Source organism: Pseudomonas serboccidentalis (assembly GCF_028830055.1).
Lineage (GTDB): Bacteria > Pseudomonadota > Gammaproteobacteria > Pseudomonadales > Pseudomonadaceae > Aquipseudomonas > Aquipseudomonas serboccidentalis.
Genome location: NZ_CP101655.1, coordinates 5,440,457 through 5,460,418 on the forward strand (window position 1 = coordinate 5,440,457; position 19,962 = coordinate 5,460,418).

A 19,962-nucleotide genomic window follows, 5' to 3' on the forward strand; every position below is an offset into this window, starting at 1 on the left:
TTCAGACCACAACGAAAAAAAGGCCGCTGAAAGACAGCGGCCTGGAAGGACGACGGTTGAACGGGAAGAGCCGAACCACCGCGTCGAGGGAAATTTTTCGTGGTGCGCGACTCAGCTGTCTTTCTCAGACGCTTGAGCTTGGGAAGTGGCGGCCTGTGGGGCTTGCGAGGCGTCTTGCGACTCGGCCATCACGTCTGCCTGAGACTGTTCGAATGCGTGAGCGCGAGCGGCATTGTGCGCTACGAACGACTGCGATTCTTCAGCCATCGCCATCGGCGACAGGAACAATGAGGACAAAACGAAAGCGCTGGCAATACCCATACTGTTGGACATCTTGAAAACCTTCTTGCTTGGCAAGTGCTGTTTGGTGCGGGCAAAGATAAGGTTGCCGGGCGCCGGGAAACAGCATGATTTTCATAAATGACTGTTACAGCAGAAGCAAAGATAAAGTGCCGAAGCGTACAGAACTCTGTGGCGAGGGGGCTTGCCCCCGTTGGGATGCGAAGCCGCCCCAAAACCTCAAACGCGATTCACTTGAGTAATCGGGGAAATCGGATTCTACGACGGCTTCGCCATCGAACGGGGCAAGCCCCCTCGCCACAACGTCTGGCTGTCACTGGAACATACACCGTCAGACCGGCAGGTGAATCCCGAAGGTATTCATCCCGCGATCACTGCGCACAAACACATCGCCGCCATGCATCAGCGCAATCGCCTTGACGATCGCCAGCCCCAGCCCATGGTTATTGCCGCTGTTGCTGCGCGACGCATCGACCCGGTAGAAGCGCTCGAACAGACGCGGCAAGTGCTCGCTGGCAATCGGCGATCCCGGGTTGGCCACGCCGATGCTGACCTGATGTGCTTCAACCTCAATGTGCACCTCGATCACCTTGCCCGGCTCGGTGTGCTGCACCGCATTGCTCAGCAGATTGATCAACGCACGGCGCAGATGCGCGATCTCGATCCGCACCTGCGCATCGCCACTGACGTGTACCTGCACTTGCGCGTCTTCGAGGATGAAATCCAGATACTCCAGCGTGGTCGCGACTTCATCGGCCAACGAAGTTTCGGTGAGTTTGGTCGCTTTGCTGCCCTGGTCGGCGCTCGCGAGAAACAGCATGTCGTTGATGATCGAGCGCAGGCGCTCCAGCTCTTCGAGATTGGATTGCAGCACTTCGAAGTAGTGTTCGGCGGAGCGTCCACGCGTCAGTGCGACCTGGGTCTGGCCAATCAGGTTGGTCAGCGGCGAGCGCAGTTCATGGGCCACGTCGGCGTTGAACGACTCCAGGCGCGAATAGGCCTGTTCGACCCGCTCCAGCGTCGAGTTGAACGACTCGACAAACTGCTCAAGCTCCGGCGGCAAGGGTGACATTCGCAAGCGCCCGGCCCGTAGTGGCGGCGCCAGGCGCTGGGCTTCGTGGGACAGTTTGATCAGCGGTTTGAGGCCGATCCGTGCGACCCAGTAACCCAATGCCGAGGCCATCAGCACACCGATAATTGCCAGGCTGACCAAGGCGATCAGCAGGTTGTGTTGGGTCTCGTGAAAGGTCTCGGTGTCGATGCCGATCATGAAGCGCAGCGGCGGGCGCTGATCCTTGGCCGGCAATTCAGTCAACAGCACTTTCAGCGGATAAGGATGTTCGGGCAACTGCAGGTCATGCATGCCCGTCGGGCCCTTGGCGAAGTCGCGGATCCGCGCGTCCGGCTCGCCATACTCGTAACCGGGATTACCGCTGACCACCCAGAAACGGATGCGTTTGTCTTCCTCGCCGAGCAGCTTGAGCTTGGCATTGATCTTCACCCAATGCTCGGGGGTGCCATAACGATTGAGGGCCGATTCGAGCACGCTGTAACGCGCGTCCAGCTCGGCTTCCGGCAGCAGGCCCAAGCCCTTGTCGACCTGCTGATACAGCGCGCCGCCGATCAACAGAAACACCAGCAGCGCCACCAGGGTGAACATGCCGCTCAAACGCAGGGCAATCGAATTACTGGACACCACGGCTCTCCAGCACATAACCCATGCCGCGAATGGTGTGCAGCAGTTTTTCGTCAAACGGTCCGTCGAGCTTGGCCCGCAGGCGTTTGATCGCGACTTCGACGACGTTGGCGTCGCTGTCGAAATTGATGTCCCAGACCATCTCGGCAATCGCGGTTTTCGAAAGGATTTCACCCTGACGTCGGGCCAATACGCTGAGCAGCGAGAACTCTTTCGCGGTCAGATCCAGCCGGGTGCCGGCGCGCGTCGCCTTGCGGCTGATCAGATCGATCCACAGGTCGGCGATGCTCACCTGCACCGGTTCATGGCCACCGCTGCGCCGGGTCAGCGCTTGCAGGCGCGCCACCAGTTCGAGGAAGGAGAACGGTTTGCCGAGGTAATCGTCGGCGCCGTCGCGCAAGCCCTTGATCCGGTCTTCGACCCGTTCGCGAGCGGTGAGCATGATCACCGGGGTCTGCTTGCGCGCCCGCAACGCGCGCAGCACGCCAAAGCCATCCAGGCCCGGCAACATCACGTCGAGGACGATCACCGCGTAGTCGCCTTCCAGCGCCAGGTGCAGGCCCTCAACGCCGTCGCGGGCCAGGTCCACGGTGTAACCCTGTTCCGTCAGACCGCGGTGCAAATAATCCGCAGTTTTTTCCTCGTCTTCGATAATCAGAACGCGCATGACCCTGCCTCAGTCTGTGGTCGCCAGTGCCGCCGTGGGCATTGGTTTGGGCCGGTGGAACAGCCGCTCAAGCCACAAGTATATGACCGGCGTAGTAAACAGCGTCAGCATCTGGCTGACCAGCAAACCGCCCACTACCGCGATCCCCAACGGTTGACGCAGTTCGGCGCCGGTGCCGTAGCCGAGCATCAGCGGCAGGGCGCCGAGCAGGGCGGCGAGGGTGGTCATGATGATTGGCCGGAACCGCGTGATGCACGCCTCGTAAATCGCATCCTGCGGTGGCAGTCCACGATTGCGCTGCGCCTCGAGGGCGAAGTCGATCATCAGGATGCCGTTTTTCTTGACGATACCGATCAGCAGCACCAGCCCGATCAACGCCATGATCGAGAAGTCCTGGCCGCAGATCCACAGCATGATCACCGCGCCAAGACCGGCTGCCGGCAGCGTCGAAATGATCGTCAGCGGATGCACGAAACTCTCATAAAGCACGCCGAGAATGATGTACACCGCCACCAGCGCCGCGAGAATCAGCCACGGCTGACTGGCCAGCGAACTCTGGAACGCCTGCGCCGCGCCCTGGAAGTTGCCGCTGATGGCGGTCGGCATGCCGATCTCGGCCTTGGCCTGATTGAGCAGGATCACCGCATCGCCCAACGCCACGCCGGGCGCGAGGTTGAACGACAGGTTGGCGGCCGGGAACATACCGTCATGGGCAATCGACAGCGGGCCGATGGTCGGCGCATCGAATTTGGCCAGCGCCGACAGCGGCACCATCTCGCCACTCAGCGGCGAGCGCAGGTAGAAATAGTTGAGGCTTTCGGCCTTGCCGCGTTGTTGGGTGTTCAGCTCCAGAATCACGTTGTACTGGTTCACCTGGGTCTGGAACTCGTTGATCTGGCGCTGGCCGAAGGCGTCGTACAGCGCCTCGTCGACATCGCTGGCGGTGAGGCCGAAACGCGCGGCGGCGCTGCGGTCGATGCTGATGTGAGTGATGCTGCCGCCCAGTTGCAGGTCGTTGGAAATGTCGCGGAACGCCGGGTTGCTGCGCAGTTTTTCCGTCAGACGCTGGGTCCAGGTGGCGAGGGTCGCGCCGTCATTGCTCTTGAGCACGTATTGATACTGCGCACGGCTCGGGCCGGAACTGAGGTTGATGTCTTGCCCTGCGCGCAGGTACAGGACGATGCCGGGGACTTTCATCAGCTGCGGACGAATCCGGTCGATGAACTGGCTGGCCGAGACATCACGGTCACCACGTTTTTTCAGGGCGATCCAGAAGCGCCCGTTGGCGATGGTCTGGTTACTGCCGGACACACCCACCGAGTGGGAAAACGCCTGCACGGCCGGGTCGGCAGCGACGATTTCGGCCATCGCCAGGTGTTTTTTCACCATGTCGCCGTAGGAGATATCCGCAGCGGCTTCGGTGGTGCCGAGGACAAAACCGGTGTCCTGTACCGGGAAGAAACCTTTGGGGATAAAAATGTAACCGCCAATCGCCATCGCCAGCGACAGGCCGAACACGCCAATCATCAGCTTCTGATGGGCGAGGGCGCGGCGCAGGCCTTTTTCGTACCAGCCCAGCAGGCGTTCGCTGAAGCCCGGTTTGTCGTGGGTGTGATGCACCGGTTTGCGCATGAACAGCGCTGCCAGCGTTGGCGCCAGGGTCAGCGACACCACCACGGAAATCATGATGGTCGAGGTCGCGGTCAGGGCGAACTCCTTGAACAGCCGTCCGACCACACCCCCCATGAACAGCAGCGGAATGAACGCCGCCACCAGCGAGAAGCTGATCGAGACCACGGTGAAGCCGATCTCCCCGGCGCCCTTGATCGCCGCTTCGCGCATGTTGTCTCCGGCCTCCAGATGCCGGTGGATGTTCTCCACCACCACAATCGCATCGTCCACCACAAACCCGACCGCCACGACAATCGCCACCAGCGTCAGGTTGTTCAGGCTGAACCCCAAGAGGTACATCAGGGCGAAACTGGCGATCAGCGACACGCCGAGCACCGCCGACACAATCAGCGTCGCCGACAACTGACGCAAGAACAACGCCATCACCGCGACCACCAGTAGGATCGCGATCAACAGGGTGATTTCGACTTCATGCAGCGAGGCGCGGATGGTCTGGGTGCGGTCGATCAGGGTTTTCACCTGCACCGACGCCGGCAGCATGGCTTCGAGACCGGGCAGGGCGGCTTGAATGCGGTCCACGGTTTCAACAATGTTCGCGCCCGGTTGACGGGAGATCACCAGATTCACCCCCGGCTGATCACCGGCCCACGCTTGCACGTAGGCATTTTCCGAACCGTTGACGACTTTGGCGACATCGCGCAGATGAACCGGGGCACCGTCCTTGTAGGAAACGATGAGCTGGCTGTAGTCCTCGGGGTGGAACAACTGGTCGTTGGTTGACAGCGTGGAGATGCTCGATTCGCCGTACAACGCACCTTTGGCGAGGTTGAGGCTGGTCTGCTGGATCGCCAGACGAATGTCGGCCAGGGTCAGGCCGATGGCGGCCAGCTTGTCGGCCGAAACCTGCACGCGGATCGCCGGACGTTGCTGACCGGTGATGTTGATCTGGCCGACACCGTCGATCTGACTGATCTGACGCGACAGTAGGGTTTCCACCAGGTCGCTGAGTTCGGTGCCGGGCATTTGCGTCGAGCTGACGCTGAGGATCAGCACCGGGCTGTCGGCCGGGTTGACCTTCTTCCAGGTCGGTAGCGTCGGCATGTCCTTGGGCAGTTTGCCGGCGGCGGTGTTGATCGCCGCTTGTACTTCCTGGGCGGCGGTGTCGATGCTCTTGTCGAGGGTGAATTGCAGGGTCAGCAAGCTGGAGCCGAGCGCGCTGCTGGAGGTCATCTGGGTCATGCCGGGGATGGCGCTGAATTGCACCTCCAGTGGCGTAGCCACGGACGAGGCCATGGTGTCAGGGCTGGCCCCGGGCAACTGCGCCGAGACCTGAATCGTCGGAAATTCCGCTTCCGGCAGTGGGGCGATTGGTAATCGCGGGAAGGCAATCAACCCGACCAGCACCAGAGCGATGGTCAGCAGAATCGTCGCGACCGGGTGATCGATGCACCAGGTAGAGACGCCTTTGTGCGCGTTCATGGTTTCGGCTCCGCTTGCACCACTTGCGGCGGCTCGCTCATGACTTGCACGGTCGAACCGGGTTTGAGCCGCGACTGGCCGTCGGTCACCAGCACATCACCGGCCTTCACGCCTTTGATGATGTCCTGGCCGCTGCCCTGATAAACCATCTGCACTTGTACGGCTTCGACCTTGTCGCCGTTCACGCGGTAAGCGAAATGTTGGTCGAGACCGCGTTGTACGACGGTGGGCGGTACCACCAGCGCATCCTTGTCCAGCGCCGTCTGAATTTTTACCGTCACCAGCAGGCCCGGCCAGAGCTTCTGGCTGGCGTTGTCGAACTCGGCCTTGGCGCGGATGGTGCCGGTGTTGGCGTTGATCTGGTTGTCGATCAGGGTCAGGTGACCTTCGCCGAGCAGGTTGCCGGTTTCGCCATCGGTATCGGCGCCGATGTACGCCTTGACCTGCGCGTGTTGCGGGTCGTTGATCAGGCCTTGCAGGGTCGGCAGCATTTGCTGGGGCAGGGAGAACTCGACGGCAATCGGGTCGATCTGGGTCACGGTGAACAGGCCAGTGGTGTCGGTCATGCGCAGGAAGTTGCCTTCATCGACCGTGCGAATACCGACGCGGCCGGTGACCGGGGAGCGAATCTGCGTGTAGGAAAGTTGTACCTGCGCCGCGTCGATCGAGGCCTGGTTGCCTTGGGCAGTGGCTTTCAATTGGTTGACCAGCGCTTGTTGCTGGTCGTAGGTCTGCTTGGAGACGCCGTCGTCGACGCTGAGCAGTTTGTAGCGTTTGAGATTGACCAGGGCGACTTGCAGTTGCGCCTGGCTTTCGCCCAGTTGCGCCCGGGCCTGGTCGAGGCTGGCGCGGATCGAGCGGTCGTCGATGGTGGCCAGTAGGTCGCCGGCTTTTACCAGTTGGCCTTCCTTGACGAGGATTTTGGTGAGGATGCCGTCGACTTGTGGGCGCACGACCACGCTGTGTAGCGAGAGCACCGAGCCGATGCCGCTGGTGTAGCGGGGGACGTCTTTTTCGCTGACGGCGACGACGCGCACCGGGATGGCGGTCGGGGTTGTCAGTTTGGTCGGAGCGGGTTTGCTTGCCCACCATATGCCTGCGGCGGCCAGGGCGATCACCAAGGCTGGCAGGGCTTTGTTTTTCTGGATTCGCATGCGATTGGGGCGCCAGGGTCTGGAGTTTGGGCAGGTTGGGTCTTTATAAACTTGTTTGGGGGTCAGGAGGGTGACGGCTGGCTGTCAGCGCTGTCAGTTTCGTTGTGTACATATCCGTTGCTGCGGTAACGGCGGCTTAGGGTTTCGCCCTTACGGCGACTCACTTTTTTTCAAACGCCAAAAAAAGTAAGCAAAAAACGCTTGCTCCTACGTGCGGCCCGCTCGCTGGGGCTCGGGGTTCCTTCGCTCCGGGATCGATCCGGGCGCAGCGTCTCCGGTTTGCTTCGCTGCACCTCCTCTCGCTGTGTTTGGCTGCGCCAAACGGTCGCTGCGCTCCCACCCCCGGATCAATCCCTCCACTCAGCCTTCCGACGTCGCCGGTGGATCAAGAGCTGCAGCCGAGCTAACGCTCATCCTGTTGAGTGGGGCGGCTGCGCCGTGTTCGGGGCACACAAATCTAAATTGTGGGGCCTGCCAGCTGACCAATCTCTAATTGAATACACCCAGTCCCCCTGTAGGAGCTGCCGAAGGCTGCGATCTTTTGATCTTGCTTTTGAGTTGTGAAAGCCAAAGTCAAAAGATCGCAGCCTTCGGCAGCTCCTACAGTGAGTGTGGTTGTGTTTAAAAATGTGTGGAATAACCAGATCCTTCCCACAAGGTTTTCAGGTTGTCCGTCGGACATGCGCTCTCTAGTCTTGGGTCGTCGCCGAAAACTCGGCGATCGGGTGTGAGAACCCTGAAAAATTAGTGATTCAGTCCATCAGTCCGCATAATTGCCGGCGGCTATCCGCTGCCTGCAAATACGTTATGGCGGCTATGTGCGGGCAGACTTCGGTCTGGCCGGTTTCCTATTTTTCCGGTTTCTCACCCCGCACATAGCTGCCACCCACTTCGCCGCGTGAGAAACGGCAAGGGATGGCTCCCATTTGCAAAATAGGGTTTCCAATGACTAAGCCAGTTCCAGATCCACCCATCGATCCCACCACCCCACTCGAAGACGCCATCCGCGCTGACGATCAGATCAAAACCCGTGAAGCCATCAAGCGCGCCCTCGATTTCTACCTCTGCCCCGAACCGGTCAAGCCGCGTCAGCCCAGTACGATGTTCCTCATCCACCCGAATATCGACACCGAAAACCTGCTCGCCCACGCCTGCGAATCGCTGGCTTCAGCCAATGTCGTGGCCGGTGATCTGGCCGATCAGCTCAGTCGTCCGCAGCGCAGTACGGCGCTGGCGATCCAGCAGATCGTCATGCTCGCCGAACTGGCGGTGAACCGGGCGCTGGATCGGGTTGATCCTCGCACTTAATCCAACTGAAGACCGCGTCATCGTTCTTCGCGAGCAGGCTCGCACAGGGAAGCGCCGTCCACCTGTAAGCGAGCCTGCTTGCGAAGACGTCTGGTCGGGCGACACATCTCTAGCGGCCATTTTTGTTAAGTGGTCCTCAAAAGGGACCGATCATCCCCAATTCGGGACTCATTTGCCGACTACGCTTCTCAAGATCGAGCCCTGTGCGCGGATAAACATCGTGTAGCCCGGGTTTCGCTGGGCCTCACTTCGGGAGTGTCTAGATATGAAGCTGAAAACCGCAACGTCGTGTGTGCTTCTCCTGCTTCCACTTACCGCGTTTGCCGCGCCTGGCAGTCAATCCGGCGAGATCCGTTTCACCGGGCAAATCGTCGATCCCGGCTGTGCAATAGGACGTGCCGGGACGTCGTCTTCCAGCGAGTTCCGTCGGGTTGAAATCAAGCCCGGTGTGCAAGTCGATGTGGACACGTATCGCAACGCCTGCAGCCATCAGACGCTGCCGGTTTCCATGTCCTATAAACCGTTGAAGACCTCAACCGACCAAGGCATCGTCACCATCACCTACCTGTAAACCGTTCGGCGTGCGCTGCAAATCTTCAGGTGCCGAGGCCGGGCGCGCAGGTATACTGCGCGCCTTCGCGGCTCATTGTTCGGGCCCGCCTTTTTGCTTTGCGGAGCTTTTATGACTTCCCCGACCCAACCACCGGTTGACGACGCCGTGAGCGATGTCCCGGCCGAGCTGACTGACGCCAGCGAAACCAAACCCGAGATCCCGACTTTCAAGTTCCCGTTCAAACCGGGTGAGCTGGCGGCTGCCAAGGGTTCGAACCAGCCGTGGTACAAGAACGGCGCCAAGAATGGCCACACCAAGACCCCGGGCATGGCGCCGCCGGGCACCCGTCGGTCGATGGGCAAGCGCTGAGTTTTCATCCCGCCTTCAGTCATCGACTGCGATTTTCCGTCGCAGTGATGGCTAAGTGCTCATCCCCTGAGCCAGATCAATATTTAACCAATTGGTGCGCTTAGAGTCAGCAGCCCTGCCGACTCTTTCAATAAAACGAGCGCGCTATTGCATGAAGATCAATCTCCCGGTAACTGGCCGTAATGTCGATGTGGCGCTGGACGCGAACATTCTTTCGACCACCGATCTGACCAGCGCGATCACCTACGCCAACGACGACTTCATCAGGATCAGCGGTTACAGCCGCGACGAATTGCTCGGTACGCCACACAACCTGTTGCGTCACCCGGACATGCCGACGCAGGCGTTTGCGCACATGTGGCAGACACTCAAAAGCGGGCGCTCGTGGATGGGGCTGGTGAAGAATCGCTGCAAGAACGGTGATCACTACTGGGTCAGCGCGTATGTCACGCCGGTCACGCAGAACGGTGTGGCGGTGGAGTATCAGTCGGTGCGCACCCGGCCGGATGCGCGGCTGGTGCCGGTGGCCGAGCGGGTGTATGCGCAGTTGCGCGGTGAGTTGAAGGGGCGGCGGCCACTGCCACGCCTCGGTTTGCGTGGCAGGATCACGACGTTGGCCAGCGTGTTGCTGGGGCTGGTGTTGGGGATCGAGGCGTGGTTGCGCCCGGAGTCGGCGTGGATCGATGGGCTGGCGTTTGTTGCCGGCAGCAGTCTTTGTGCGTTGGGCGTGCGCTGGATCTTGCGGCCGCTGGAGCGGCTGACCGAGCGGGCGCGTGAGGTTGCGGACAATCCGCTGAGCCAGAGCATCTACACCGGGCGCCGCGATGAATTCGGCCAGATCGAGTTTGCCCTGCAGATGCTCGAAGCCCAGGTTGGCGCGGTGGTCGGGCGTATCGGCGATGCGTCGCAGCAGTTGGCCGGACACGCAGCGCAATTGGTTGATCATCTGCAAAGCAGCCACAGCAGCTCGCTGGCCCAGCAGGCGGAAACCGATCAGGTGGCGGCGGCGATTCATCAGATGGCCGCGAGTGTGGCGCAGGTCGCCAGCCATGCGCAGCAGGCATCGGACGCGGCGGACATGGCGGGTACGGAAACCCGTGAGGGGCATTTGCTGGTCGGTGAAAGTCGCAGTGCGGTGTTGCGTCTGGCGGAAGAACTTGGGCGGGCGACCCAGGTGATCCATCAGCTCGAAGGCCACAGCAGCGAGATTTCCGGGGTGCTGGAGGTGATCCGCAGCATCGCCGAGCAGACCAATCTGCTGGCGCTCAACGCAGCGATCGAAGCGGCGCGGGCCGGGGATGCCGGGCGCGGGTTTGCGGTGGTGGCCGATGAGGTGCGCGGGCTGGCGCAACGTACGCAGCAATCGACCAACGAGATTCAACGGATGATCAGCACCCTGCAGAACGGCGCGCGGGACGCGGTGCTGGTGATGCAGCAGAGCAGCGAGCATGTGGATAACAGTGTCGAACAGGCGCAACGCGCGGCGCGGGCGCTGGACGGGATCAGCGAACGGGTCGAGCAGATCACCGAGATGAGCCTGCAGATCGCCGCCGCGGTGGAGCAGCAGAGCGCGGTGAGCGAAGACATCAACCGCAACATCGTCAGCATTCGGGCGGCGTCGGAGTTGACGGTGGATGAGGGGCGGCAGAGTCAGCGCAATTCTGAAGATGTGGCGGGGTTGGCGGGGGATTTGCGGTTGCTGGCGCGGGAGTTTTGGGGGCGGCGCCGGGTTCGGGATTGAGGTTTTGTTCAGACTGGCCCTATCGCGAGCAGGCTCACTCCTACAGAAGAATGCATTTCAAATGTGGGCGCGAGCCTGCTCGCGAAGGGGCCAGCCCCGGCGAAAATTCTGGATCAAGCCGTGCGCAGAGAGATAAACGCATACGTCTGCGCCGGCTCCGTCACCACCTGCGCCCCGGCCGCCAACAATTGCCCGGCCACGTCATCACCGGACAAATGAAACAGCCATTCACTGGGTGTCTCGCCCGGCGGCTGTACTGAAACCTGATCGATCACCGACGCAAACGCGCTCATGTCCGGCAAATACGCGGTAAACCCATCACCCTTGAGCGCCGTGGTGCGAATGCCCAGCGCGGCGCAGATCGCATCTTTGATGCGGATGTCATCCCGATCCGCCTGGCGCGAACGCTGGATCAGATCCAGTAACTCTTTATCGACCAACTCGCCGCCGACAATCAACAGCGGCCCCTGTTGCCACGACTCCGGCGGGCAATCCTTGGCGGCCGGGTTGAGCGGGATGTGCGGGTTGATTTCCGCAGGATAAATCCTGCACACCAGCGGCCGGCGTTCGTAGATGCGGCACAGGTTGTCTTCGTCAAGATTCCGGCAGCGGCCGACGTTGTAGGCGGCAAAGGTGATTGCCACGTGGGCATCCGTGGTGCCGCTGCGCACTACCAGCGAACGCCGCTCGGCGTGCTCACGCTGCTGCGCCGGCAAACCCAGGCCGTTGCCGAGAAAAGCCTCCACCAGCACGATCACCTGACCGCCATCCGCCGCCCACATGCGGGCTTCGGCGAGGGTCAGGGGGACATGGTGGTCGGTGCAGCATTTGCCGCAACCGACGCAGGAAAACGTCGTATTCATCGAACGATCAATCTTCAATCAGGGTGTGAAACGGCGACGTAAAATCGCCGTGCAGAACCTGGTCGAAGCAAGTTATGCGCCATTCATTGTGCCTTGGCGCTCGGGCGGATCGAGTCCCACTCGGTGATGAACGCGGTTTTCGACTTTTTGTTGTACAGGCACAGCTCGGTGCCTTGCTGACCCTTCATGTGCTTTTGCGGGTATTGGCCTTGCAGCAGCACGGCGGTGTAGCCGACGCGGTCATCGAATTGCGCGGGTGTGCCGACGGGTTTGACGTCTTTGAGGCCACTGGCCTTGGTGCAACTGGCGAGGACGGTTTTGTCGTAGGCGGCCCAGGCGTCGGGGCTGGAGGCGTGGGCCTGGGAGGCGAGGGCGGTAAGGCAGAGCAGGCTGAAAGTGAGGAGCTTCATGGGCGGCATCCTTGGTCTTGAGTGTCCAAGCGTTGGAGTATGGCTAAAGAGTTTTGTTGCCTGGGGCACCGCTAAAAGATCGCGGCCTTCGGCAGCTCCCACAGAGATCCGTGTAGGAGCTGCCGAAGGCTGCGATCTTTTGACTTTGAGTCAGTCCGGCACCAACTCCCGGCGAACCACATACATCCCGGCACTTTCATACAAACGCTGCGCCCGCAGGTTGTCTTCCAGCACCTTCAGATCGACAAAACCTTCACGGCGCTGCTGAAACACCTTGAATGCATTCAGCAGCAACGCCCGTCCCAGACCACGTCCCTGCAGACGCGGATGCACCACCAGATTTTTGATATACGAACTGGTCCAACACTGCGCCACACCGATCACGCCTTCGGCATCGCTGACGATGAAGCACAACTGGGGATCGTATTCGGGGTCGCTTTCAAACCGTTGTTGCCACTCATCAAGCGTCGGCACCCGACCGCCGCCTTCGCGGTAGCCGAGCTGCATCAGTTGATGCACGGCCGACGCCAGTTCCGGACGGTAGGTGCTCAGTTCGACATCATCCGGCCAGTCGATCGGCGGCACGCCTTGGCGAAGGTCGCGCCGCATCAGCAAGCAATAGATCTGGGCCAAGACTCAGTGACCGTTGGCCGCGACGTGTTTGGCCGCTTCGATCAGGCGCTGGGTCAGTTCTGGCGAGGAGAACTTGGTCAGCACTGCGTTGGCGCCGGCCAGACGGGCCTTTTCGCTGTTCATCGCGCTGTCGAGCGAGGTGTGCAGCAGCACGTAGAGGTGGGCAAAATCCGGGGTTTCGCGCAGGGTGCGGGTGAAGGCGTAGCCATCCATCTCGGACATTTCGATGTCGGAGACGATCAGGTTGATCTGCTGCGCGGTGCCTTGCAGATCGAGCAGGCAGTCGATGGCTTCTTTGGCACTGCGCGCGGTGTGGCACTGCAGACCGAGATTGCGCAGGGTGTGCACCGATTGCTGCAACGCCACCTGGCTGTCGTCGACCACCAGAATCCGCGCATTGCCGAGGACTTCGGCGTCTTCCATGCTCAGGTCGGTCGGGACCATTTCAATTTGCGCCGGGGCGATGCTGTGGATGACTTTCTCGATGTCCAGCACTTGCACCAGCGTGCCGTCGACCGAGGTCACGCCGGTGATGTAGGCGCGCGAGCCGCCGGAGCCGAACGGCGGTGGTTTGATGTCGGTGGTCAGGCAATGGACGATTTTGCTCACGGCCTGCACATGCAGACCCTGCTTTGAGCGGCTGACGTCGGTGACGATCAGGCAACCGCCATTCGGGTCTTCCAGCGGCCGCTCGCCGATGGCGCGGCTGAGGTCGATCACCGACAGCGACGCGCCGCGCAGGGTGGCGATGCCTTTGACGTGCGGGTGCGACTCCGGCAGTTTGGTCAGCGGCGGGCAGGGGATGATTTCACTGACTTTCAGCAGGTTGATCGCCATCAGCTTGCCGCTGCGCAAGGTAAACAGCAGAAGCGAAAGTGAGTCTGCGCGGGCTTTGGTGGAAGACATATAAACCTTCTGTTGAAAAAGGTGATGGGCGAGGGTGCAAATCGCCAAAAACTATTGATGCCGGGTTATCGACTTGTCGGGGGCAGGCTTTAGGCTCAATCCCCAATCTCGGCCAAACGGCGGCGAATGCTCTGTGGCGAGGGAGCTTGCTCCCGCTGGAGTGCGAAGCGCTCCGTGTCGGTTGATTGTGCGACTGCTGCGCAGTCGAGCGGGAGCAAGCTCCCTCGCCACAATGGAGGCTTATCTCAGTCCAAGGCGTTTAGCCATGCGCCCAAGATTCGCCCGATCCAGCCCCAACTCCCGCGCCGCACTCGCCCAGTTATCCTGATGGCGCGCCAGTGCCGCGCTAATCAATTGCCGCTGATATTGCTCGGTGGCACTGCGCAAGTCGCCGGTCGGCAACGGGGCGGTATTCAAGTCAGTGACAGGCTCGGACGAGTTATCCACAACCTCGCGCGGTAAATCCAGATCCGCCGCGCTCAGGCTGAGTATCTTCGGCCGTACCTTGCAGTTGCCCAGCGCCTTCAACGCGCTGCGACCAATCAAATGCTCCAGCTCTCGCACGTTGCCCGGCCAAGTGTAGGCGAGCAACGCTTCCTGGGCGTCGCTGCTCAGGCGCAGGCTGTTGAGGCCCATGCGCGACCGGTTCTGTTCCAGAAAGAAGCCGCTGAGCAGCAACACGTCGCGCCCGCGATCGCGTAGCGCCGGGACCCGCAGCGGGTACACGCTCAAGCGGTGATAGAAGTCGGCGCGGTAACGGCCGCTGCGCACCTCTTCGGCCAGATCGCGGTTGGTCGCGGCGATCAGACGCACGTCGACCTGATGTTCCCTGTCCGAACCCAGACGCTGCAATTGGCCGCTTTGCAGCACCCGCAGCAACTTGGCCTGCACGGTCAGCGACAGCTCGCCGACTTCATCGAGAAACAGCGTGCCGCCATTGGCCAGTTCGAACTTGCCGCGACGGTCGCTGGTGGCGCCGGTGAAGGCTCCGCGCACGTGGCCGAACAGTTCGCTCTCGACCAGAGTGTCGGGCAGCGCGGCGCAGTTGAGGCTGATGATCGGTTTGTCGGCGCGCGGGGAGGCGGCGTGGATCGCCTGCGCCACGAGTTCCTTGCCGACCCCGGTTTCGCCGGTGATCAGCACGGTCAGGTCGCTGCCGCCGACCAGATTGATTTCCTCCACCAGACGTTTGTGCGTCTTGCTCTGGCCGATCATTTCACGCTGCTGCTGGCCGCTGGCCTGGCGGTAGACCTCGGCGCGCTGGTGCTCGTCCTCGGCGCGCAACGCCAGGCGTTCGATGCGCTCGGCGGCGTTGACCGTGGCCGAGGCAAGGCTGGCGAAGGCTTGCAGGACATCGAGTTCGATCGGCTCGAAACGCTCCGGGTCGAGGGCATCGAGGGTGATCAGGCCCCAGAGTTTTTCATCGACGAACAACGGGCAACCGAGGCAGTCGTGCACTTCGAGGTGATCGCCGTGACCATCGACCAGGCCGTCATACGGATCAGGCAAGTCGCTGTCGGCGGCGAACCGCGTCGGCCCGGCGCCGTCGAGCAGGATCGCAAAGCGTGGGTGTTCGCTGACCTTGAAGCGCCGGCCGAGGGTGTCGGTGCTCAAACCATCCACCGCCAGCGGCACCAGCCATTCGCCGTCCAGGCGCAGCAACGCGGCAGCGTCGCACGGCAGCAGGGCGCGCATGGCTTCGAGCAGGCGCCGGTAGCGCTCGCCTTCGGGCAGTTCGCGGGACAGGTCGGAGACCAGCGGCAGTAAAGCGGTGAGCAGAGGTTTGGCGGTCATGATCCTGCAGTCAAAGAGACACGATGTAGTCGCTATGACTATAAAGCGCTTTGAGTCTAAATGACTACGTAAAAAATAAGCTATTGATTTATATGGATAAAAAACATGGCACGAAAACTGAAGAGCCTAAGATAATTCTCAGAAAGCTCAGGAGTCACTCTTATGCTTAGCGTCCAGGATCGTGCCATCATCAAATCCACTGTGCCCCTGCTGGAAAGCGGTGGTGAAGCGCTGATCACCCACTTCTACCGCATGATGCTCTCTGAATACCCAGAAGTTCGCCCGCTGTTCAACCAGGCGCACCAGGCCAGTGGCGACCAGCCGCGTGCCTTGGCCAATGGTGTGTTGATGTACGCCCGGCACATCGACCAGCTCGACCAGTTGGGCGATCTGGTGGCGAAGATCATCAACAAGCATGTGGCCCTGCAGATCCTGCCGGAGCATTACCCGATTGTTGGTTCGTGCCTGCTGCGCGCCATCTCCGAAGTGCTGGGCGACGAGATCGCCACGCCTGAAGTGATGAGCGCATGGGGCGCCGCTTACGGGCAACTGGCCGAGATCCTGATCGGTGCCGAAGCGGCGATCTACGACCAGAAAGAGCAGGCGGTCGGCGGCTGGCGTGGGGCGCGGGAGTTCATCGTGGTGGACCGGGTCGAGGAGAGCGCGGAGATCACTTCGTTTTACTTCGAGCCAGCGGACAAAGGTCCGATCCTCGCCGCCGAGCCGGGCCAGTACATCGGTATGAAGCTGATCCTCGACGGCGAAGAAGTCCGCCGCAACTACTCGCTGTCGGCGCTGGCCAATAAAGGTCAGTACCGCATCAGCGTCAAACGCGAACCGGGTGGTCGTGCGTCCAACCACTTGCACGATCAACTGCACGTCGGCGCGAGCATTCAGCTGTTCCCGCCATCGGGCGAGTTCACCCTGACTGCCAGCGACAAACCGCTGGTGCTGATCAGTGGCGGTGTCGGCATCACGCCGACCCTGGCGATGCTCGAAGCGGCGCTGCAAACCGAGCGCCCGGTGCACTTTATCCACTGCGCGCGCAACGGCAGCGTGCATGCGTTCCGCGACTGGATCGACGGGTTGGCGGCGCGTCATCCGCAGCTCAAGCGCTTCTATTGCTATGCCGAGGATGACGGCGTGAGCCCGGCGGCGGACAAGGTCGGGATCTTGAGTCAGGAACAGTTGGGCGAGTGGCTGCCGGCGCAACGGGATGTCGACGCTTACTTCCTTGGGCCGAAAGGTTTCATGGGCGCGATCAAGCGCCATCTAAAAGCCTTGGGTGTGCCTGAGAAGCAGAGCCGTTACGAATTCTTCGGGCCGGCGGCTGCTTTGGAATAATCCTTAAAACCGAGTCGCCTTCATCGCGAGCAGGCTCACTCCTACAGGGGCGGTGGTGTACATGAAAATGGTGTACCACGCAGATCCCTTGTAGGAGTGAGCCTGCTCGCGATGGCCGTTACGCGGTCTCTATTATTAAATTCTGTTTAAAGGTTAATCGTTTCTTAACCGGTTTATCGTTTATTCCCCGATGCTGATGATAGGCGCTCGTTCGTTTAACTGATCAGGATCGCCCCCATGTCGCACGTCATCTTCTCCTCTCGTTTGAGCCTGGCAACCCTGGGCCTGTCGGCCGCGTTGCTGGCCAGTCCGTTTGCTTCTGCCGAATCGGCCTTGATCACACCGCAGAGCCTGATTGTCGATCAGAGTCTGCCCAAGGCCCAACGAGAGGCGATGGAGTTGGCGGCGCGGCGTTACGGCAGTTTCTGGAACAGTGGGGAAGAGGCCCTGGCCACGGCAGCCTTGTCGCCGCAGTTTGTCGACAAGACCCCGCCCGAAGGTCGGGTGCAGGGGCCGACCGGGCCGTTGCTGGCGTCGAAGTTCTTTCGCACGGCGGTGCCGGACCTGAGCTGCGAGATCGAGCAAATGATCATCGCCGGTGACCGCGTGGTGGTGCATCTGCACTTTCGCGGCCACTTCAACGGCACGTTCAAGGCTCTCAAAGGGCAGGGCCAGCGTGTAGACTTCCGGGCAACCGATATCTATCAGATCGACAACGGTCGCATCGCGGCCAATTGGCATATCGAAGACAACATCAGCCTGATGGCGCAACTGCAAGCGCAGCCGCCGGCCAGCTGAACCATGGACATACAAGGGAAACGCGATGAGCGAGGAAACGATTCGACTGGGGCGTGAGCGGCGCTTTCTGGTGCTGCTGGGCATTATCTGCCTGGCGTTGATTGGTGGCGCGCTGTACATGCAGATCGTGCTGGGCGAGGCGCCATGCCCGCTGTGCATTCTGCAGCGTTATGCATTGCTGCTGATCGCGCTGTTCGCCTTCATTGGCGCGGCCATGCGCACCCGGCGCAGCATCACGGTGTTCGAAGTGCTGGTGGTGATCTGCGCGATCGCCGGTGCCGGCGTCGCCGGGCATCACGTTTACACCCAGTTCTATCCGGCGGTGAGCTGCGGCATCGATGTGTTGCAGCCGATTGTCGATGACCTGCCGCTGGCGAAGATCTTCCCGCTGGGCTTCCAGGTCGACGGTTTCTGCTCGACGCCGTATCCGCCGATCCTCGGTCTGTCGCTGGCGCAATGGGCGCTGGTGGCGTTCGTGCTGGTGGTGATCCTGGTGCCGCTGCTGACCTCGCGTAACCGAAAAGCCCTGCGCTGAATCAACTCTTCGGCTGATTGGCCGATACAGAAAACGCCCCGATTTGCGGATCAGCCGATCGGGGCGTTTTGCATTTCAGAGTGTTTGTGAAATCACCGTGACGGACGGCAATAGAGAGTGCGGCAGGTGTGCGACATGTTGTCACACGCGCCGTGTCGCAGGGCATTTCGCCGACGCGGATTGCTGCGCTGTTACAAAAAAGGATTGGTCTGATTCGGCATTTTTCTGGTTTTGCACGCGTGTGCCAGAGCAGGCAGTTTTAACAAGCGCTGGCAGATGGCCAGAGGCCTTGGAATATCGGGCTTTGCGCCGTTTTGGATCTGGGAAAAAGCCTTCGGAGCTGTCTGAACTGAGGTGGATAGACCTACGTTTTTTGGTGTTTTTGTTGAGAATCGATTTCGATAACATGGGTCACTTTTGCAAAAACGGTGATGGATTGTTGCTCTGAGCGATAAAAATTATTTCGGGATAAGACATGGTGTATAGGGCGCTACCTATCTACAATCGCCCGCACTGAATTCCCGGCACTGTTCAGCCTTTATTAAGGAACTTTTTAATAAGGCGCTGCGCAGGAAGTCGGGTGTCGAGGGGCCGAAAGGCTGCGAGACACCCAGGTGTCGGTGCCTTCCAACTTTCCGCACCAAATGGAATTGGTCTGTAACAAGGCCTTTGACCACGAATTCGAATAAGAACTGACCGCTGTCCCAGGTTTTGTCGAGCGTCTGACGCGCGACGGGCGGCCCTTATTCAATCCAAAGAAAATGCCAACCCTTGGCAGGGTGAAGTGTTGGCGATCAAAACCCAACTGCATTGCGCAAGCTGCTTTAGAGGTCGTGAGATGAGTAAAAACAGGTACCCCAGATTACTAGGCCTAGTGCCGCTGCTCGGCACGTTGTTGCTGGGAGGCTGCAACATGACCCTGCTCAATCCAACGGGCCAGGTCGGCCTGGAACAGCGCAACCTGATCATCACCGCCACGCTGCTGATGCTGTTGGTCGTTGTGCCGGTTATCGTCATGACCTTCCTGTTCGCCTGGAAGTACCGCGCATCCAACAAAGATGCCGTCTACACCCCGAAATGGTCGCACTCGACCAAAATCGAAGTGGCAGTCTGGACCATCCCGGTCCTGATCATCGTTGCCCTGGGTTACATCACCTACATTTCGACCCACAAGCTGGACCCGTATCGTCCGATCGAGTCTGACGTCAAGCCTGTGACCATCGAAGTGGTCGCGCTGGACTGGAAGTGGCTGTTCATCTACCCGGAACAAGGCATTGCCACGGTCAACAAGATCGTGTTCCCGGCGCACACCCCGGTCAATTTCCGGATTACTTCCGACGCCGTGATGAACTCGTTCTTCATCCCGGGCCTGGGCGGCCAGATCTACGCGATGGCGGGCATGACCACCAAGCTGCACCTGATCGCTGACCGCAACGCTGAAATGGACGGTATCTCCGCCAACTACAGCGGCGCTGGTTTCACCGGTATGAAATTCAAAGCGATCGCAACTTCTCAGGAAGATTTCGACGCCTGGGTAAGTGAAGTCAAAAAGGCACCTAAACAGCTTGAACAAGCTGAATACGCAGCCCTTGCCAAGCCAAGCCAGAACAATCCAGTCGAGCTCTACTCCTCGGTCACGCCGAACCTGTTCCAGACCATCGTCGACAAGTACGAAGGCATGAAACCGGGCAAGCCGCTGAAGCACGAGAAGAAAGAGAAAGAAGTGGCGGCAACGGACATGGACTCGAATTCGCATTCAGCTGCCGGGGCAGAGGAGTAA

Annotated in this window: 18 protein-coding genes; 8 read left to right on the forward strand and 10 right to left on the reverse strand. The window is 60.5% G+C overall.

The window, feature by feature from the left end; genetic code table 11:
* Positions 1-111: 111 nt before the first annotated feature.
* From NN484_RS24800 to NN484_RS24820, 5 genes are all read right to left on the reverse strand, one after another.
* Positions 112-333 carry a hypothetical protein gene (locus NN484_RS24800; protein ID WP_215502348.1) on the reverse strand — a complete coding sequence of 74 codons (222 nt, stop codon included), beginning with the start codon at positions 331-333 and terminating at the stop codon, positions 112-114.
* A gap of 298 nt (positions 334-631) precedes the next feature.
* Positions 632-1,996 (reverse strand): heavy metal sensor histidine kinase, encoded by a 1,365-nt coding sequence (locus NN484_RS24805; protein ID WP_215502347.1) that lies wholly within the window; start codon positions 1,994-1,996, stop codon positions 632-634.
* The gene (locus tag NN484_RS24810; protein ID WP_025109277.1) at positions 1,986-2,663 is read right to left on the reverse strand and encodes a heavy metal response regulator transcription factor; all 678 of its coding nucleotides are present in this window, start codon (positions 2,661-2,663) and stop codon (positions 1,986-1,988) included. Before NN484_RS24810 ends, NN484_RS24805 begins: the two co-directional genes overlap by 11 nt.
* 9 nt (positions 2,664-2,672) lie before the next feature.
* Complete coding sequence (locus NN484_RS24815) at positions 2,673-5,774, reverse strand: multidrug efflux RND transporter permease subunit (protein ID WP_274658142.1); 3,102 nt, start codon at positions 5,772-5,774, stop codon at positions 2,673-2,675.
* The gene (locus tag NN484_RS24820) at positions 5,771-6,928 is read right to left on the reverse strand and encodes an efflux RND transporter periplasmic adaptor subunit (RefSeq protein ID WP_274658143.1); all 1,158 of its coding nucleotides are present in this window, start codon (positions 6,926-6,928) and stop codon (positions 5,771-5,773) included. Before NN484_RS24820 ends, NN484_RS24815 begins: the two co-directional genes overlap by 4 nt.
* Positions 6,929-7,873: 945 nt before the next feature.
* Between NN484_RS24820 and NN484_RS24825 the strand changes: the two genes are divergently transcribed.
* The 4 genes from NN484_RS24825 (at position 7,874) to NN484_RS24840 (ending at position 10,899) form a co-directional block, all read left to right on the forward strand.
* Entirely contained in the window at positions 7,874-8,236 is a 363-nt protein-coding gene (locus NN484_RS24825; protein WP_274658144.1) for a DUF6124 family protein, read from the forward strand.
* 265 nt (positions 8,237-8,501) lie between these two features.
* On the forward strand, positions 8,502-8,807 hold the full coding sequence (locus tag NN484_RS24830; RefSeq protein WP_274658145.1) for a type 1 fimbrial protein: 306 nt from the start codon (positions 8,502-8,504) through the stop codon (positions 8,805-8,807).
* 111 nt (positions 8,808-8,918) lie between these two features.
* Positions 8,919-9,158, forward strand: a complete 240-nt coding sequence (locus NN484_RS24835) for a hypothetical protein (RefSeq protein WP_127648177.1) — start codon at positions 8,919-8,921, stop codon at positions 9,156-9,158.
* Between the two features lie 151 nt (positions 9,159-9,309).
* Positions 9,310-10,899, forward strand: a complete 1,590-nt coding sequence (locus NN484_RS24840) for a methyl-accepting chemotaxis protein (RefSeq protein WP_215502342.1) — start codon at positions 9,310-9,312, stop codon at positions 10,897-10,899.
* A gap of 113 nt (positions 10,900-11,012) precedes the next feature.
* On the opposite strand, the gene NN484_RS24845 is transcribed toward NN484_RS24840, so the two are convergent.
* The 5 genes from NN484_RS24845 to norR all read right to left on the reverse strand — a co-directional run bounded on the left by NN484_RS24845 (position 11,013) and on the right by norR (position 15,505).
* Positions 11,013-11,762 (reverse strand): YkgJ family cysteine cluster protein, encoded by a 750-nt coding sequence (locus NN484_RS24845; protein WP_274658146.1) that lies wholly within the window; start codon positions 11,760-11,762, stop codon positions 11,013-11,015.
* A gap of 83 nt (positions 11,763-11,845) precedes the next feature.
* A complete protein-coding gene (locus tag NN484_RS24850; protein ID WP_127648180.1) occupies positions 11,846-12,172 on the reverse strand; it encodes a hypothetical protein in 327 nt (108 codons plus the stop codon).
* 150 nt (positions 12,173-12,322) lie between these two features.
* Positions 12,323-12,781, reverse strand: coding sequence for a GNAT family N-acetyltransferase (locus tag NN484_RS24855; protein WP_215502340.1), 459 nt, complete (start codon positions 12,779-12,781; stop codon positions 12,323-12,325).
* Positions 12,782-12,808: 27 nt separating this feature from the next.
* Positions 12,809-13,711, reverse strand: a complete 903-nt coding sequence (locus NN484_RS24860) for a chemotaxis protein CheV (protein ID WP_274658147.1) — start codon at positions 13,709-13,711, stop codon at positions 12,809-12,811.
* 240 nt (positions 13,712-13,951) lie between these two features.
* Entirely contained in the window at positions 13,952-15,505 is a 1,554-nt protein-coding gene (gene norR / locus NN484_RS24865) for a nitric oxide reductase transcriptional regulator NorR (RefSeq protein ID WP_274658148.1), read from the reverse strand.
* 162 nt (positions 15,506-15,667) lie between these two features.
* Here norR and hmpA point away from each other — a divergent pair, with 162 nt between their 5' ends.
* From hmpA to cyoA, 4 genes are all read left to right on the forward strand, one after another.
* On the forward strand, positions 15,668-16,849 hold the full coding sequence (gene hmpA / locus NN484_RS24870; protein WP_274658149.1) for an NO-inducible flavohemoprotein: 1,182 nt from the start codon (positions 15,668-15,670) through the stop codon (positions 16,847-16,849).
* 237 nt (positions 16,850-17,086) lie between these two features.
* Positions 17,087-17,647 (forward strand): ester cyclase, encoded by a 561-nt coding sequence (locus NN484_RS24875; RefSeq protein WP_274658150.1) that lies wholly within the window; start codon positions 17,087-17,089, stop codon positions 17,645-17,647.
* A gap of 25 nt (positions 17,648-17,672) precedes the next feature.
* Positions 17,673-18,182: a disulfide bond formation protein B gene (locus tag NN484_RS24880; protein WP_025109264.1), complete on the forward strand. Its 510-nt coding sequence runs from the start codon at positions 17,673-17,675 to the stop codon at positions 18,180-18,182.
* A gap of 838 nt (positions 18,183-19,020) precedes the next feature.
* Positions 19,021-19,962, forward strand: a complete 942-nt coding sequence (cyoA, locus tag NN484_RS24885; RefSeq protein ID WP_127648185.1) for a ubiquinol oxidase subunit II — start codon at positions 19,021-19,023, stop codon at positions 19,960-19,962.

Bases quoted from the DNA above. Each gene is read 5' to 3' on its own strand.
- NN484_RS24800 (WP_215502348.1), bottom strand. From the start codon at position 333: ATGTCCAACAGTATGGGTATTGCCAGCGCTTTCGTTTTGTCCTCATTG.
- NN484_RS24810 (WP_025109277.1), bottom strand. From the start codon at position 2,663: ATGCGCGTTCTGATTATCGAAGACGAGGAAAAAACTGCGGATTATTTG.
- NN484_RS24815 (WP_274658142.1), bottom strand. From the start codon at position 5,774: ATGAACGCGCACAAAGGCGTCTCTACCTGGTGCATCGATCACCCGGTC.
- NN484_RS24820 (WP_274658143.1), bottom strand. From the start codon at position 6,928: ATGCGAATCCAGAAAAACAAAGCCCTGCCAGCCTTGGTGATCGCCCTG.
- NN484_RS24825 (WP_274658144.1), top strand. From the start codon at position 7,874: ATGACTAAGCCAGTTCCAGATCCACCCATCGATCCCACCACCCCACTC.
- NN484_RS24830 (WP_274658145.1), top strand. From the start codon at position 8,502: ATGAAGCTGAAAACCGCAACGTCGTGTGTGCTTCTCCTGCTTCCACTT.
- NN484_RS24835 (WP_127648177.1), top strand. From the start codon at position 8,919: ATGACTTCCCCGACCCAACCACCGGTTGACGACGCCGTGAGCGATGTC.
- NN484_RS24840 (WP_215502342.1), top strand. From the start codon at position 9,310: ATGAAGATCAATCTCCCGGTAACTGGCCGTAATGTCGATGTGGCGCTG.
- NN484_RS24845 (WP_274658146.1), bottom strand. From the start codon at position 11,762: ATGAATACGACGTTTTCCTGCGTCGGTTGCGGCAAATGCTGCACCGAC.
- NN484_RS24850 (WP_127648180.1), bottom strand. From the start codon at position 12,172: ATGAAGCTCCTCACTTTCAGCCTGCTCTGCCTTACCGCCCTCGCCTCC.
- NN484_RS24855 (WP_215502340.1), bottom strand. From the start codon at position 12,781: ATGCGGCGCGACCTTCGCCAAGGCGTGCCGCCGATCGACTGGCCGGAT.
- NN484_RS24860 (WP_274658147.1), bottom strand. From the start codon at position 13,711: ATGTCTTCCACCAAAGCCCGCGCAGACTCACTTTCGCTTCTGCTGTTT.
- norR (WP_274658148.1), bottom strand. From the start codon at position 15,505: ATGACCGCCAAACCTCTGCTCACCGCTTTACTGCCGCTGGTCTCCGAC.
- hmpA (WP_274658149.1), top strand. From the start codon at position 15,668: ATGCTTAGCGTCCAGGATCGTGCCATCATCAAATCCACTGTGCCCCTG.
- NN484_RS24875 (WP_274658150.1), top strand. From the start codon at position 17,087: ATGTCGCACGTCATCTTCTCCTCTCGTTTGAGCCTGGCAACCCTGGGC.
- NN484_RS24880 (WP_025109264.1), top strand. From the start codon at position 17,673: ATGAGCGAGGAAACGATTCGACTGGGGCGTGAGCGGCGCTTTCTGGTG.
- cyoA (WP_127648185.1), top strand. From the start codon at position 19,021: ATGAGTAAAAACAGGTACCCCAGATTACTAGGCCTAGTGCCGCTGCTC.